The 15,250-nt window shown below is 57.4% G+C and carries 11 protein-coding genes; 8 read left to right on the forward strand and 3 right to left on the reverse strand.

Annotation, left to right across the window (positions count from 1 at the left end; all coding sequences use genetic code 11):
• Nucleotides 1–288: 288 nt before the first annotated feature.
• Both C2L65_RS36415 and C2L65_RS36420 read right to left on the reverse strand, forming a co-directional pair.
• Nucleotides 289–1,149, reverse strand: a complete 861-nt coding sequence (locus tag C2L65_RS36415; protein WP_042304860.1) for a Dam family site-specific DNA-(adenine-N6)-methyltransferase — start codon at nt 1,147–1,149, stop codon at nt 289–291.
• A gap of 216 nt (nt 1,150–1,365) precedes the next feature.
• Nucleotides 1,366–2,547 carry a porin gene (locus C2L65_RS36420; protein WP_042304861.1) on the reverse strand — a complete coding sequence of 394 codons (1,182 nt, stop codon included), beginning with the start codon at nt 2,545–2,547 and terminating at the stop codon, nt 1,366–1,368.
• A 160-nt stretch (nt 2,548–2,707) separates the two neighbouring features.
• Between C2L65_RS36420 and C2L65_RS36425 the strand changes: the two genes are divergently transcribed.
• The 6 genes from C2L65_RS36425 (at nt 2,708) to C2L65_RS45850 (ending at nt 10,928) form a co-directional block, all read left to right on the forward strand.
• Nucleotides 2,708–3,604, forward strand: a complete 897-nt coding sequence (locus tag C2L65_RS36425) for a LysR family transcriptional regulator (protein ID WP_042304862.1) — start codon at nt 2,708–2,710, stop codon at nt 3,602–3,604.
• 192 nt (nt 3,605–3,796) lie between these two features.
• The gene (locus tag C2L65_RS36430; protein WP_042304863.1) at nt 3,797–5,290 is read left to right on the forward strand and encodes an N-acyl-D-amino-acid deacylase family protein; all 1,494 of its coding nucleotides are present in this window, start codon (nt 3,797–3,799) and stop codon (nt 5,288–5,290) included.
• Nucleotides 5,291–5,327: 37 nt separating this feature from the next.
• Complete coding sequence (locus C2L65_RS36435; protein WP_081920758.1) at nt 5,328–6,659, forward strand: MFS transporter; 1,332 nt, start codon at nt 5,328–5,330, stop codon at nt 6,657–6,659.
• A gap of 729 nt (nt 6,660–7,388) precedes the next feature.
• Nucleotides 7,389–7,928: a hypothetical protein gene (locus C2L65_RS46790; RefSeq protein WP_042304864.1), complete on the forward strand. Its 540-nt coding sequence runs from the start codon at nt 7,389–7,391 to the stop codon at nt 7,926–7,928.
• 113 nt (nt 7,929–8,041) lie between these two features.
• On the forward strand, nt 8,042–8,566 hold the full coding sequence (locus tag C2L65_RS36445; protein WP_042304865.1) for a hypothetical protein: 525 nt from the start codon (nt 8,042–8,044) through the stop codon (nt 8,564–8,566).
• A 1,615-nt stretch (nt 8,567–10,181) separates the two neighbouring features.
• The gene (locus C2L65_RS45850) at nt 10,182–10,928 is read left to right on the forward strand and encodes a hypothetical protein (protein WP_156132236.1); all 747 of its coding nucleotides are present in this window, start codon (nt 10,182–10,184) and stop codon (nt 10,926–10,928) included.
• A 228-nt stretch (nt 10,929–11,156) separates the two neighbouring features.
• On the opposite strand, the gene C2L65_RS36450 is transcribed toward C2L65_RS45850, so the two are convergent.
• The gene (locus C2L65_RS36450; RefSeq protein WP_042304866.1) at nt 11,157–12,119 is read right to left on the reverse strand and encodes an SOS response-associated peptidase family protein; all 963 of its coding nucleotides are present in this window, start codon (nt 12,117–12,119) and stop codon (nt 11,157–11,159) included.
• Between the two features lie 255 nt (nt 12,120–12,374).
• On the opposite strand from C2L65_RS36450, the gene ligD reads away from it, so the two are divergent.
• Nucleotides 12,375–14,885 (forward strand): DNA ligase D, encoded by a 2,511-nt coding sequence (gene ligD, locus C2L65_RS36455; RefSeq protein ID WP_042304940.1) that lies wholly within the window; start codon nt 12,375–12,377, stop codon nt 14,883–14,885.
• 71 nt (nt 14,886–14,956) lie between these two features.
• Complete coding sequence (locus C2L65_RS36460; RefSeq protein ID WP_042304867.1) at nt 14,957–15,199, forward strand: hypothetical protein; 243 nt, start codon at nt 14,957–14,959, stop codon at nt 15,197–15,199.
• Nucleotides 15,200–15,250 lie beyond the last annotated feature (51 nt).

The following is a 15,250-nucleotide window of genomic DNA, read 5'->3' on the forward strand; positions in this document are numbered from 1 at the left end:
AATCCGTTAGCCAGCAAGTGCGGCCGATCCGTCGTGGTGGCACAAAAAGAAAGGGCCCACCAACCGGCGGGCCCGAATCCACATCAGGAGGAGATATGGAGGAGACAGCCTCAGTATAAACCCTAAACGCCGAAACGCAAACGCATGTTTGCGAAATGCGACGGGATATTCTCACCGTCGGCGGTGGCCCGGCCCGCGCACAGATCGAACCGCCCCTTCCCGCCTTGATAATCCGTAGAGTGCATGTGGCAGTCCGCCGGGCGCCGGGTCGCCTGAGTTCCGCGCACGTTAGCTGCTAGTGAACACGGCTAATAGCTCCCGGGCCAAGCCTCGGCCGCTGACACGAGCACTAACCGACCGGCGCACGTCGAATGCATATATCTCGGCTCCGGAATAAAGCTCCCGAGCAAGTTCGGTATCGTGGTTCGATATCACGACTGGAATGCCTTGGTCTGCCAGCTTCCGAGCGAGTGACGCCAGCTCACGCTGTCTTTCGGCATTGAATCCTCCCGCATCGTAGCCCACGAATGTCTTCTTTCCACCGTTTGCGTCCAGATACGGTGGATCACAGTAGATTACGTCGCCGGGTCTTGCCATTCGCATCACGTCTGCGAAGTCTGCGCACACGAAGTTCGCGTTCGACGCTCGCTCTCTGAATGCAGCCATTCGTTCAATCGGAAGACGCGGGACCATGCGGAGATGCCCGTACGGCACATTAAACCGTCCCGACCTGTTGTAGCGACACAGACCGTTGAAGCCATACCGGTTCAGGTAGAGAAACGCTGCCGCCCGACGAAGTGAGTCTTGCTCGTCGTTGAATGAGGTCCGAACCTCAAGGTAAGCCTCCTTGCTCCGGTAACGCTCCGTGAACAGTGGCTCTGCCGTCGCGACAAGCTCGTCGAATCGGTTCACGACCGCGTCGTAGAGTTCGACGAGGTGGCTATTGCTGTCTCCGAGGACATATTCGTCGAATGTCGCGCCGAGGAACACGGCACCGCTGCCGACGAACGGCTCAATGAGTCTTCTGCCGGGCGGCAGGTGACAAAGAATCTGGTCGATGATTCGCCCTTTTCCTCCGAGCCACTTCAGGAAGGGTCGGCAATGCGAAGCCGGGCGCGCTGTCGTTGTGAGTTCTGGATGTTTTTGCATCCAGAGTACAGCGGACCCGGTTTATCCTGAATTCGCGGGAAAATCTCCCTCTCTTGGCCGATGGTCGGCGACGAGTGACTCGGCGAGGGATGTTCTGATTTTTTAAGGGAGAAACTGCACTGGCGCGTGCCAGGTGTGTCGCCCCCTCGGCGGCGGACCTCGCGCGTCGCAGGAAATCTGTCCGCGCGCGAGCAGATCTGCGATAGGTTACCGTGCTCAGAAACGTTGACGCATCCCGACCGCGACAAGTGCCTGCGTATTAGCGCCCGAATTCACACCATAGTCGCCAATCACGGCTTGAGCGGCCACGCGCTTACCCGACGCGTTGAGCGTCGAGCCCGACGCTCGCTGAAAGGCCGCAATCGCGTACAGGTCCGTGCGCTTGGAGAGCAAATAGTCAGCGCCGGCATCGACCTGGTTGTAGTGCGCCGTTGCAACGTCAGACAGCATGGTGTAGTGATATCCCAAGCCCAATCGCAGCGCCGGATCTACTTGATAATTAACGAATATCGAACCACTGTTGTACCGCGCAATGCCTGCAAAGACTGACGCCCCATCGGATGCGTATTCCGTATGCGAGTACCCAAGACCGCCTGTCCACGCGCCATAGGCATACTGGCCTGCGGCGCGGGCGATGCTCGCCGAGTGGGCGCTCGCGAAGCCCATGTTAACCACCGTGTTGAATGGACTGTCTGCGCTCGCATTCCACGTACGCACGCCTGTGCTGCCCACCGTGTCGCCGCTGCTCGCATAAAAGTAGCCGGCGGCCACCGTCAGCGGCCCCCTCGCATAACCGCCCGCGACAGCCCAGGTTTGGCCCGCACCGGTCGAGCCCGCTACGCCGCCAAATCCATAGAGCGCTTCGAACTGAATCCCGCCGAAGTTCGGGCTCAGATACTTGACCGAGTTGTTCACTCGCATACTGCCGTCATAGTTGTCGACGTCACCGGGCGTGCCGAATGTGAGACCGAAATTTGCATCCTCGGTAAGTGCCGATACCATATCGACGACCGGATCATACTGGCGCCCGAGCTTGAATGCGCCCCATCGCATGCTCGACATGCCCACGACTGCTGTGCGCCCGAACTCGCGTCCGCCCTGCGCTAACACGCCGGTGCCGATGTTGAAGCCACTTTCAAGCTGGAATGTCGCCGCCAGGCCGCCGCCGAGATCTTCGTTGCCCTTGAAACCCCAACGGTTGCCCGATACGGCGTTCCCGAAACGCCACGCGCTCCAGCTCGTGCCGTTACTGCTTGCAGTATGACTTACGTAGGCGAAGCCCGCGTCGAGCAGACCATACAACGTGATACTGCTCTGCGCATGGGCGCTCACGCTGGCGAGCAGTCCGATTCCAGCAAAATATTTTATATGTAGTGCGAATCTATTGAACGGATTCATGCTGTCAATTGTGGTCTCAAAAGTTTAAGAACAAAATGAACTCTCGTGCATGTGTTTTGCCACGGCAAGCTCACCATTTGAATTGTTTTCGGCGAGAATATTCCGGTGATAAAAATGCCGTGTCCAATGCCGTCTAATTTAAGATTGATGCCAAAGTGCTATGAAAGTCGAAAACTCTGAACTCGAAGCCTTCGTCGCCGTTGCGGAGCTCGGCACGTTTCATCGTGCAGCCGAAAGGCTGCATCTCACTCAGCCTGGCCTATCCCGGCGTATACAGAAACTTGAGCAAGCGCTTGGCGTCGAACTCTTTCACCGCACCACACGCAGCGTCACACTCACCGGCGTAGGTCGACAATTTCTGCCGATGGCGCGCGAGCAGATCGCGCAGCTGGGCCTGATGCTCACGTCCATTCAGGAAATCGCAGAAAAGCGGTACGGGAAGGTGCGCATCTCGAGCATTCCCACCGTGGTCGCGCGCTTGCTGCCCGACGCGCTGCGGCGCTATGGGCTCAAATATCCGCATATCGGCGTACAAATACTCGATGGCAATCACGATTTCGTGCTCTCGCAGGTGCGCGCGGGCCTTGCTGAGTTCGGGGTGAGCCTGCACCCCGGCGACGATGAAGACCTCGAGTTCGAGCCGCTTTTCGAGGACCGCTACGTTCTCGCCGTGCATCGCGAAGACCCGCTCGCAAAAGCCGGTCAGCTCGCGCTCGGTGATTTGCGCCATGCACGGCTCGTAATTGGCGGACGCGACAGCGGCAATCGTCTGCTGCTCGAAATGCTTATGAGTCAGGAGTCGGTGCGCCTACGCTGGTTTTACGAAGTCGAGCATATTTCTTGTGTGGCTGCGCTAGTGGCTGCGGGCGTGGGTTGCGCAATCCTGCCCGAAAGCGCGGTTGGCGAAGCTGGCGCACTCGCATCTCCCGCAGTGTGCGCCGTGCCGCTCGTGAGTCCGGTCATCGCGCGCACGGTCGGCATCGTGCGCCATCGCACGGTCTCGATGTCGAGCATGGCTAGCGACCTATGCGCGCTTCTGAAGGCCGCCACCATCTGAATTGATGCGACGCAACAGATCAGGTTGATAGCGCTTGCGCATGAATGGCAAGCAAACTGGCATTGGACGCACGCAAATTGGCCGCTGACGATACGGGCATGATTTACCGAGCCCGTACGCGGCATCCAGCGCGCCCTCACACGCGGCCCGGTACACCCCGCCGCAATCGTGCTGCGGGAGCCAGGAGCCTCCATGCATTACGACGTCATCCTTCGCCACGGTGAGCTTATCGACGGCACGGGCGCCGCGCGCTACAGCGCTGACCTTGGTGTACTCGGCGAACGCATCGCCGCAATTGGCGACCTCTCACGCGACACGTCCAACACAGTGATTGACGCCCAAGGCCAGATTGTCGCGCCCGGATTCATCGACAGCCATACACACGACGACGCGTTCGTACTGAGCGTCCCGAGCGTCGAACCGAAGGTCTGTCAGGGCGTGACGACAGTGATAGCGGGCAATTGCGGTATCAGCCTCGCGCCCTTGTGTGCAGACCGAGAAGTGCCGCAGCCGCTGGATTTGCTTGGCGCCTGGCAGTTGTTTCGTTTCCCATCCTTCGCTGCATACCTGGACGCGCTCGACGCCGCACCCGCCGCCGTCAACACGGTCGCGCTGGTCGGTCACTCTACGCTACGCGTGCGTCACATGGCCGATCTGCAGCGCGCGGCTAACGCCCAAGAAATCGCAGCGATGGCCGCCGACGTGCGTGAATCAATGGCTGCGGGCGCGTACGGCGTGTCGTCCGGGACCTTCTATCCGCCAGCCGCCGCCGCGACACTGCAGGAACTCATTGATGTGTGCGCCCCGCTGCGCGAAACCGGCGGCGTGTTTGCCACGCACCTGCGCGACGAGACCACGCACATTATGGATTCACTTGAAGAAGCCTTCGAGATCGGCCGCGCGCTCAACGTCCGCGTGGTGCTCTCGCATCACAAGGTGGCCGGCAAAGAGAATCACGGGCGCTCAGTGCAGACGCTAGCACGCATCGACGCTCAGCGGGCGCAACAGCGCCTGTGCCTCGACTGCCATCCCTATCCAGCCACATCGACCATGCTGCGCGCGGATCGCATTCGCCAGTCGTCACGGGTGATGCTCGCGTGGTCGAAACCGCATCCCGAATTCGCAGGCCGCGATTTCCATGAACTGCTGTCGATGTTCAACGATTCCATTGATTCTGCGATCGAGGCACTGAGCCCAGCGGGCGCGATCTACTTCGTAATGGACGAGAGCGACGTCGAGCGCATCTTCCAGCATGAGATGACGATGGTAGGTTCCGACGGCCTACCCAACGACACACGCCCCCATCCACGCCTATGGGGCACGTTCCCACGTGTCCTGGGCGAATTTTCGCGCACGCGCCGCCTTTTCCCGCTCGAAGCAGCTGTGCACAAGATGACGGGCCTCACCGCAGAGCAGTTCGGCATTGAAGAGCGTGGCCGTCTCGTCGTGGGGAATTACGCTGACCTTGTGGTGTTTGATCCGGAGCGCGTCATTGATCGCGCAACCTTCGCCGAGCCAACGCTGCGCCCCGAAGGCATCGAGCATGTGTTCGTGAACGGCCGTGCCGTACTGACGAATACCCGGCTCACCGGTGCGCGCCCAGGCCGCGCGCTCCGCCGTTCACACATGAGGCATATCGGAAAGGCGAATTCGCCCGCTTTGTACACCTCACATGCACACGCCTGACGCGCGCTCCCAATAACTTTATCTGGCGAAGACTGACATGATAACGACCACTAGCACCGCAACCGATACGAGAGCGACGGGCAATCCCGACACAGATTTCAGCGGCAACGTCGATGCGCTCTATCGCAAACTCACGCGACGCATCATACCGCTCATCCTCGTCTGCTATTTCTTCGGCTACCTCGATCGCGTGAACGTCGGATTTGCAAAGTTACAGATGATGACCGATCTGCAACTGTCGGACGCCGCGTATGGTGTGGGCGCGGGCCTCTTCTTTATCGGCTATCTGCTGCTACAGATTCCAGCAGGCTGGGTCGTGCGCGCCGTCGGCGTCAAGAAATGCATCGCCGGTTCGATGATCGCATGGGGTGTCGTTTCCATCGCTACGCTCGCTACTCGCGACCAGACGACCTTCTATGCGCTCAGGTTTCTGCTCGGCATAACCGAGGCGACCTTCTTCCCTGCCGTGATCGCATATTTCAGCGCCTGGTTTCCGTCACGAAGGCTATCGCGAGTGATGGCGCTGCTGTTTCTCGCGATGCCGCTCGGCGTGGTGATCGGAGGCCCGCTCTCAGGCTGGATCATGGATGTGACACATGGCGGCCTCGGCTTGCGCGGCTGGCAATGGATGTTCGTCATCGAAGGGTTGCCAGCTGTGTTACTCGGACTCTATCTGCTGGCCACCGTAACCGAACGCATCGAGGACGTCAGTTGGCTCAGCGATGCTGAGAAGCGCACGGTGCATCAGGAAATGGCCAGTGAAGCCGAAGGTAAGCGCTCCAGCTTCCGAGCTGCGCTGCGCGAGCCCACGTTATGGTTGCTGTTCGCGACCTCGTTCCTCTATAACGTGGGCAACTACGGGCTGATTTTTTGGATGCCTACTATGATCAAGGCACTCGGCGCGCTCAGCAACTTTGAGGTTGGCGTCATTAGCGCGGTACCTTATCTCGTCGCCTCCGTGACGATGGTTCTGAATGCACGGGATGCAGTGCGCACCGGAGAGCGCCGCTGGCACACCGCCGCACCTGTAATCGTGGGCGGCGCAGCGTTGCTGGCGAGCGTGGGCATGCGCACGCATCCGGTATTGGCTATCGCTTGCCTGACCATCGGCGTGGCCGGCATCATGAGCACGCTCGCAATGTTCTGGAGCTTGCCTTCGCGCATTCTCGCCGGCGAAGCCACTGCTGGCGGCGCAGGCCTTGTGAACATCGGCGCGGCGATAGCAGGCTTCGTCGGTCCATCGATTATGGGCTATCTCATTAGCCTGACCGGTAGCACCCAATTCGGAGTGGCAATACTCGCGCTCGCACTCTTCTGCGCAGCTGCCCTCATCCTCGCAATTCCGCGACGCTTCATGGGACGCGCGTGAGGAACGCGTTCACTCTCGACACTGGGCTGAGCGTCCAGCTCGCACTGCGTGAGCCTAACGGAGGTTGGTACAACAGCTGTCACCTTTCGAATGACTCACTGGTAAGTCGTGGAATGCCTGCTGCACCAGTTCCTGTAGCGTGACTGCATCGGGCGCCATCCGTGCTCTTTCGCCTTCCAACCAGGACAGGCGGGATTTCGAAGCAGCGCGGCCTTCTTATCTTTGACGTCCCTGCCCTCCGTCTTCAGTTGCCGCGCATGACGCGGAAAGGACGGGAATTCCTTATGTACGACGGCGACGTCGCGCCGCGAGGATGGCCCCCGCTTGCTGATGAGCGGAGCTGGCGCGTATCAAGCGATAGGTCACCAGCCAGAGTTCGGGTTCGTGCCCTTGGTTGAGGTGTTCGTCGATGCGCCTGTAACGCCATTTGTAAATATATCCTCAAGCCAACGAGCATCGAACACCACGAGCGAGCGAACACAGGCTGTCCACAAACAGTGAGCTGGAACCGTTGACCTCAAATGATGATACTAGAGCGTCCTCGATCAATTCACTCCGGCTGTTAATGCAGCACTTCCCAGTCCTAAATTGCAAAAACCGAGTCGCAGAAGCGAGTGCGTATAAACATTTATTCTATCTCATTGATTTTGTTGATTTTTTTGAGTCTTTGCGTTATGCTGATTTACATCACGAAATTTCTGCAACGACAAGAAAGTACTGCACATCTCAATGACCGAATCCACCACCGCAATCGAACTGCTTCAATACCTAGCTGACTGCAAGTTCGATGAATCGAACCTGACAGTTATGGACGTCACCCTAGCTTTGGAGTACGTCTACCATCCTGTTCCCGCATTCTGGCGAGCCCTTACCGTTGATTTTGTTTTGGAGATGCTCAATTGGCATCTTTCGCTGGCCGGAAAGCTCTCGGCGACCTCATCTTCTCGGCTGGAACAACTTGCTGAAGGGCTTCGCGACGTCCTCAAGGCACACGCGTTCGACGAAGCGAACGCCGAACGGCTAATGAATGTCCCAGTGAGTGAGCGACCAACTGATGCTGAAACCGCTTCAGAATGGATTTGCAATGAACTCGCCCGCCAAAAGCTTACGTATGACCTCGAATACGCTCGACGCGATGGAGATGGGTGTGGCGAAGCCGCGTTAGAGGTTGTCCAGTCGCTTGTGGCCGCGCAAGAAGGTCTGGCGGTCGAACGGACGGGCACCTCGGTCGCCCGTTTTTACCGCGCCGCCGTTATGAATGGCCAGTAGCGCATACGGTTGCACCATTGTTTTCGCCGTCCTGTGCATACGCAGTCGCTACACGTAGTGGTCGCGAGATACAACGACCACTTTTCAGGTCAACGTTTTTGAGATATTCCAATATGCCAAATGCTTCTACCAGTGAACCGCTCGAAGAACTCGATGAAGATGACTTCATTGACAGATTTGTAGATACGCTTCGACAAAAGACCGCCAAGGCTGGTCTGCCTGCCTATTATGTTGTTCCGCTGTCGGACGTTTCTAGTGATTCTGATGACGAGGATACTGATTGCCTCGTCGTGATGTTGCCTGTCGACAAACGAGCAATCAAGTTCAAATCAGATTACCTGTGCGGGCAAGTGCGTGTAACGCCTGACGGCATTCACGTTGGCTGTTTGCTCCTCGCCGATGGGAAGGTTCCTGTTTCCGAGCTCGTTTTCTACGATATGGAACTCGGCGAGCGCGACAAAATCAATGTGTTGTGGGTCTTCACCGACGGTCACTATCTTTTGGCTTACGACTACACCGACGACCTTCGCGACAGCATGGCTAAAGCGTCTCACATTGCCGATGCGATGAATGACCCGCCGAAGCCGGACCACGCTAGTGTTTTCGAGGTGTTCACGATTAGCACCCAAAACTTGTAACACGCGGACCTCGAATAGGTCGCCCAAGAAGGTAAGCATGCGTTGAAAGGCGGCGACCCAAGCGCCGCCGTTCACATTGGTGCTATCGAGAAGGCGTGCGACCTCCCGAACCGACCGCCGCTTCCGTCACGTCGTCGTACCGACTGGCGTGCGCGTGTGTCGATATACGGAGCCTTCAAAATTCTTAGCTGAATCAACCTCTTTTGCATGGCGAGAGTATCCTGCGCGCGTTCCAGTCCTCGGTACAACATTGAGGTCTCGTGACGCACGTAAGGACTAGTACGTTGCTGTCGAACCAGTTGAAAGAACCCATGCAATATATGCGCTCGTCTCAATGACGACCTTGCTGTGCTGCACCTGTCGGACAAAATTCATGGTCACTCCAGCATCGCGCAACCCCTGGCGTCGCTGAGCAGCCAGGCCTTCCGGTGTCCTCCCTGTTTTGTTGCCTCGTCGACATCTGATACGGGATTGCAGACAATTCGTCCGGGCCCGAAGGAGAATCGACAACCTTGCTTGCGATCGTCAATCGGCGCGTTGCACCCGGTCTTCCCCCAAGCTGGAGATTACTAGTGTCCTTGCACAATGTTGTGTCGCTTCCGTTCGCGTTACTGAATCCAGGAACGGTCGCATCGGGTACGAGTCAGCCAGAAACCGTCATTCGCCCGTACCGTGCGATCTATCTCAGATCAGGCCATTCAAATTGCAATGGTGGATTGTCAGTTATCGGATTACCCTGGGCCGAGTGAGCGACACCCCCGCGCGTGTCTCAGTATTTCATTTTGCACTGCGGGCGCTTGCGATAACGAATATCGAGACTCGTTGACTAGAAAGCCGTCAAAATCGGCAGCACTTCGATATGAGCATGGGTTATCAGCCGGTAACCTATGCGACACCGCGTTCTTTCAACTAGCATTCAATATTCGTTCAAAACGCGTGCAAGGAAACGTGTTCAATCTTTGTGCGGTATCCAACGTTCGATGAGTGAATCGTCTAAGCTGTGCTTTCCAGGAGACTAATCTGATCAAATATGGATTGTTGATTGGTATCCGTAGTAGGAGGTTCTCATGCAACCGACGCGCTTGCTGGCTGCGGTCCTTTTGCTTGCTTGCCCAGTATCTGTCTTCGCGATTTGCGCAATGAATGACGTACAGTGCAGACGTCACGAACAACAGGACACCATGAGGCCGCCCTCCGTTCCCTATTCGACACCTCAGCCCTCGGTTCAGCAGCTGCCCCAACCCGTGTATCAACCGCCGCAGCCTATGTACCAATCGCCGCAGCCTATGTATCAACCGCCGCAGCCCATGTATCAACCACCGCAGCCTGCGTATCAACCGCCTGCGCAACAGTGGTCGAACTTCTGCGTAACACAGGTCAATTCTTGCAATGTTTCCCCTGGTGGGGCGCCTGGTGGTTTGTGCGGTTGCACCGATCCGCAGACTTTTGTGACCTATCAGGGCGCGCTGCAATGAAACGCGGGGGTACCCTAGTCCCTTGGACCCTAGTAATCGTTTTACTAGTGGGAATAGTGGGATTGGGGCTATTTGCGTCGGTTAAGAATGCCAGCCGCGTCGACATAGGTCGTGACGCTCTGCTTTCTGACGCAAGGTCGATGGACGATTGCGAAGCGACATTGCGAAAACAGTTTGTCGTTGACCAAAAGTTTAATTTGTCGGATCAGATGACTATTCTGCAATACTGCTTTGCCAGTTCAGTACGTCGCGGACAGATGGTCGATTTCTCCATAAATCGCACTGTCTTTGCGGAGCAACAGTATGAGAATCATGTCCTGTTGTGGATGGTGGTAGCGATAACACTTTCGGGAGTTGGTTTGGCAGGCATTCAACTTTTTGCAGCATACCGTTTAGCGAATTCGATGGCAAAGGTTACACTTGCGCGAGACGTCAAGTCCATATCGAAAGATGCCTCGTCGGTCGACGCTGCGCCGAAAGTACCATTGGCCATCCAAGAACCAGATCTCGGTGGAAGTATCGATTTTGACAAAAATGGAAAATTATCATTCAAGTCTTCTGTTACAGGACTCCTAATTCTTATTCTTTCGTTTGCTTTCTTCTTAGTCTTTGTGGATTCCATCTACACATTGAAGAATCGCTTCGTCGATCCCGCAGAGTGTGCGGCGAACCAAACAGAGGCGGGATTGAATGTTCAGAGACCTAGCTTGTCTCCTCCTTCGCAATATAACGCGGCGATTGGTACATCTGCACCGTTGCGACAAATTCCGATGGGCGTTGCCGCTTCGACCGTTCAGGGGCAAGCAAGACCGAAAGAAGTTTCATCGCGTGCTGGATCTAGCGATACAATTCGTCCATCAGAAAAACCCGTAACTGAGCATAAGTAAGATCCGTTGATTCAAATCGCCACGCATCTATTCCATCAACGGTCTCACTCACTTACGCGTCCTTGATTGACATCTTCACAGCTTTGAGGTCTTGGCTCAGAACGGTCGAGCTAGTGCGAGCTTCCCTCCGACTAACAAAAAGCTGCAGGGCGGATGCTCAGATTTGGAGGGCGCCACGAGCGGCCTTTCAATCCGGACGCCATGTCATGATCGATCATGGAAGCGTGGTCAGGCGGCGACTCGATGCTCGTAGTAAGGCAGTACCTTATCTTCAAGTATCGCGTACTGCGCTGCGAGGTCCTGCGGATTCGGGTTCAACCAGGCAGCCACGTTTTCTGGCTTGATGGACACAATACAGCGGTCATGTCCAGCATCAGCGACTTCCGGCGGCGGCTCATCCGTGATGGCAGCAAAAGAATACAGATCCGGCTCGCCAGGCGCTGTCCATTTTGACCAGAGGCAGGCTATCAGCATCCTGCTTCCATCCCGTGGTGCGAACTGAAGGATGACGTTCTCATCATCCTCTCCTTCCGCCAGGACGCGCCCGTCCATTTTTGACCTCGCCACGTTCTCGTAAAACGAGTCGACAATCACGACGCCGTGCGAGTACCCGAAGAGCGGTGCCCAAAATTTGGCTAGACTATCCAGCCGCGCATTGTAGGTTCCAGGAAACTTGAAGTCGTAGTTCGCCGGCTTACCCATGATTCGACACTGGTATCGCATCGGGCGCACAACGAGCTGTCTGCCTTCCTGGATGAGAACCGGCGCATATTGGCCTGGAAATATGCGCGAGTCGCGGGGCTCGCTCTCCGTGCGCTTGATGTCGTCCAGCCGTCGAAGCGTCGCTTCAATCTTGTCGCCAGCTATACGTTTACTCTCAGTTGCGGCTTTCGTCTGCCTGGTTTGCAGCGTTCGCTCCGCTGCAACCAGTCGAGCGCGCTGCTTGAAAAGTTCCTCCTCAAGCGTCTTTGCCTGGTCCGCGTTGTAACGATCGATCAGGTCTCTGATTTCGCGCTCGTCGTCAGACTGCGGGCTCCCGAACGAGTCATCGATCGCTTTCGGGATCTTCGCTTTCATCCGCCCTTCCGCGCGTTCCCAATACAGTCTCGCAAATTCCCTGATATCTATGTGGGCTCCAAACATCCGCACATATTTCTTGTAATCAGCTTCTATCTGCGCTGAGTAGCACACGTGGCCTCCGGATTACTTTCAGTCAGATGAGAACAAGTTTACTCGCTTGCCTGCGGCATCGCCCTACCTACGCATTCTCCGCCCGGCACAGGACACATCTGTATGGCCGCCACGCTACCGACAGAGGCCGACCTTGAGCAATGGGTGCGCGGGAACATTGTTTGCGCGAGGGATAGCTGTTGGACGGAAGAGATCCCACAGCACAGAGTCCGCGACGCTTATCGCCTTGGCCCCGCGCAGTCCTATTATCTCTTCATGGCCTCTTCCCGCAACGCAATATCCCCACCTCTGTCTCGCTACCACAAAAAGCGGGACTTCCTTGTCACGCCTGAGCCGCCTGCGTCAAGCGCGATCGCATCCGACAAGGCTGGAAAACCAGGATTCGTCGTGCAAAAGCATTGGGCAAGCAGGCTGCATTATGACTTCCGCCTGGAACTCAATGGTATCTTGCTGTCGTGGGCCGTACCGAAAGGGCCTTGTTACGATCCGAAAGAAAAGCGCATGGCCATACACGTCGAAGACCATCCTGTCGACTATGCAAGCTTTGAAGGCACCATTCCCAAACCACAATACGGCGCTGGCACAGTCATCGTCTGGGACCACGGCACCTGGGAGCCAATCGGTGACCCGGTCAAAGGAATGGAGGCTGGCAAGCTAGTCTTCCGGCTTCACGGTGAGAAACTCGCAGGGCTTTGGGAACTGGTGCGCATATCGAAGGCGGATGACAGGCAAGACCAGTGGATGTTTTTCAAAAAACGTGATGAATGGTCCCGTCCGCTTGTGGAGTACGACGTCATCAAGGCGCTCCCTGATAGTGTCATCGCAAATCCGCTTGGGATGGTTGAAGATCGCGAGGCAAGGTCTGCCAGACCTGCAGGTGACGCCGAACCGGAAGTCGACCTGTCCGCAGCAGCGCGCGCATCGATGCCGGCAAAGCTCGAGCCGCAGCTTGCGACCTTGGCAACCTCGCTGCCGACGAGCGGCGACTGGATTATTGAAAGCAAACTAGATGGTTACCGCCTGCTCGCTCGCATTGACAAGGGTCGCGTACGGCTCTTGACGCGAGGCGGGCACGACTGGACAACAAAATTTCCGGCGCTCGAGACGGAGCTGAGTGACCTGCCACTCTCAAGCGGGTGGCTGGACGGCGAAATCACCATACTGAAAGACGGCTTGCCGAACTTTTCCGCGCTTCAGACTGCGATTGATGGGCGAGCCAACCAGGACATCGTCTATTTCCTGTTCGACCTGATGTACCTCGATGGGGAGGACCTGAGGAACGTGCCGCTGTGGTCGAGGCGCGCGCGGCTGGCGCAACTGCTTGAAGATGCAGGCGAGCAGCTACGGTTTAGTCCGAACTTCGAGGCACCACCAGCGCAAGTGTTCGAAGCGGCCGCCAGACTAGGTCTTGAAGGGCTGATGCTGAAACGGCGCGACGCGCCGTACGAGTCTGGAAGGACGCGGACGTGGTTGAAAGCGAAAGCGCGATTGCGTCAGGAGCTAATCGTCTGCGGATTCACCGGGCGCGGCGGGAAGTCCGGGGAAGTCGGCAGCCTGCTGCTGGGCTATTACGTTGGAGACAAACTTCATGACGCCGGAAGCGTCGGTACCGGCTGGGACTCACGAACCGCACAAGATCTCTGGCGCCGCCTGATTCCGTTAAAGACGGATGCCACGCCATTCGATGTGGAAGCCGCAAAGGCGCGCCGGTGGTCAAGACGCGCAGCCGGGAGCGAATGGTGGGTTCAACCGACATTGGTCGCCGAGGTCGAGTTCGCCGAATGGACGACGGACGGCGTCGTCCGGCAAGCGTCGTTCAAGGGACTGCGCCTCGACAAACCTGCGGGCAGCGTCGTCCGCGAGGGAGGCAAGACGCAGGCGCCCGAGTTTCTGCCCGAACTGAAAATCACTCATCCCGAGCGAATCGTTGACTCTTCGGTCGGCGTCACGAAGGCAGACCTCGTCCGCTACTATGCGAGCGTCGCGGGATGGATGCTTCCCCACCTGAAAGACAGGCCGGTAGCGATGGTCCGTGCTCCGTCAGGCATCGCCGGCGAACTCTTCTTTCAAAAGCATGCGGAGCGAACCGCTATGCCCGGTCTGAGAGCGCACGACCGCGAGCTGTGGCCAAAGCATCCGCCATTGCTGACCGTAGACACCGTGGACGCGTTGCTGTCGGCGGCGCAAATGAACGTTGTTGAGTTTCACACGTGGAACTCGACTGCCAGCAAACTCGACAACCCTGACCGTGTCATCTTCGACCTCGATCCCGGTGAGGGAGTGAAATGGAGCAGCGTTCTGGAGGCTGCAATCCTTGTGCGGGCGTTGCTCTCGGAACTGGGGCTCAAGGCTTGGCTCAAGACCAGCGGCGGCAAGGGACTGCACGTCGTGGTGCCGCTTAACGCCCGGTTGGACTATGGGAAAGTGAAAGTGTTTTCGCAGACCTTCGTCCGGCACCTCGCGACAACAATTCCCGAACGTTTTTCGGCCATTTCCGGTTCCTCGAACCGGGTTGGCAAAGTCTACGTGGACTACTTGCGTAACGGGATGGGCCAGACTACCGCCGCAGCGTTCTCAGCTCGCGCCAGACCAGGGATGGGTGTATCGATGCCCGTCTCGTGGGAGCAGCTCACCGAACTCAAGAGCGGTGCACAATGGAATGTTCAGACGGCACGCGAGTATCTCAGCTTCCAGTCGCGGGATCCCTGGTCAGACTATTGGTCGAGCGCCCAATCGCTGGCTTCCGCGATAAAACGCCTAAGGTAAGGCCGGCAGCGCACCTATGCACGGCCGAAGGCACACTAGATGCTGCCTCGAGTACAACCAGGGAGAGTGCGATGGAAGCGACGAACTACCTGAAACCAGCAACCAGGGACGAGCACATCGCTCGCTACGTCACCCAGGGACTCCACGCCCTGTGCGTACATTCAGGGATGCGTGCGATATCCGAGGGTGACGAAATCCAGATCGACTTCGCCGCCGAAATCTACGCACTTAGCCGGGCACTTGAACTCCTCGGCGTGGACACGTCCATGCCGATTCATTTCAGCTGCCCGGACCAGCCACCGCCGCGCGAGTGAGGCGGTGCGCTGGAATCGATGCTCCGCGTCTAGCGATCTGGTCGTTCGCTT

The sequence above is a fragment of the Paraburkholderia terrae genome, assembly GCF_002902925.1.
GTDB classification, from domain to species: Bacteria; Pseudomonadota; Gammaproteobacteria; order Burkholderiales; family Burkholderiaceae; genus Paraburkholderia; species Paraburkholderia terrae.

Coding starts and splice junctions, on each gene's coding strand:
- C2L65_RS36415 (WP_042304860.1), bottom strand. CDS start 1,149: ATGCAAAAACATCCAGAACTCACAACGACAGCGCGCCCGGCTTCGCAT.
- C2L65_RS36420 (WP_042304861.1), bottom strand. CDS start 2,547: ATGAATCCGTTCAATAGATTCGCACTACATATAAAATATTTTGCTGGA.
- C2L65_RS36425 (WP_042304862.1), top strand. CDS start 2,708: ATGAAAGTCGAAAACTCTGAACTCGAAGCCTTCGTCGCCGTTGCGGAG.
- C2L65_RS36430 (WP_042304863.1), top strand. CDS start 3,797: ATGCATTACGACGTCATCCTTCGCCACGGTGAGCTTATCGACGGCACG.
- C2L65_RS36435 (WP_081920758.1), top strand. CDS start 5,328: ATGATAACGACCACTAGCACCGCAACCGATACGAGAGCGACGGGCAAT.
- C2L65_RS46790 (WP_042304864.1), top strand. CDS start 7,389: ATGACCGAATCCACCACCGCAATCGAACTGCTTCAATACCTAGCTGAC.
- C2L65_RS36445 (WP_042304865.1), top strand. CDS start 8,042: ATGCCAAATGCTTCTACCAGTGAACCGCTCGAAGAACTCGATGAAGAT.
- C2L65_RS45850 (WP_156132236.1), top strand. CDS start 10,182: ATGGACGATTGCGAAGCGACATTGCGAAAACAGTTTGTCGTTGACCAA.
- ligD (WP_042304940.1), top strand. CDS start 12,375: ATGGCCTCTTCCCGCAACGCAATATCCCCACCTCTGTCTCGCTACCAC.
- C2L65_RS36460 (WP_042304867.1), top strand. CDS start 14,957: ATGGAAGCGACGAACTACCTGAAACCAGCAACCAGGGACGAGCACATC.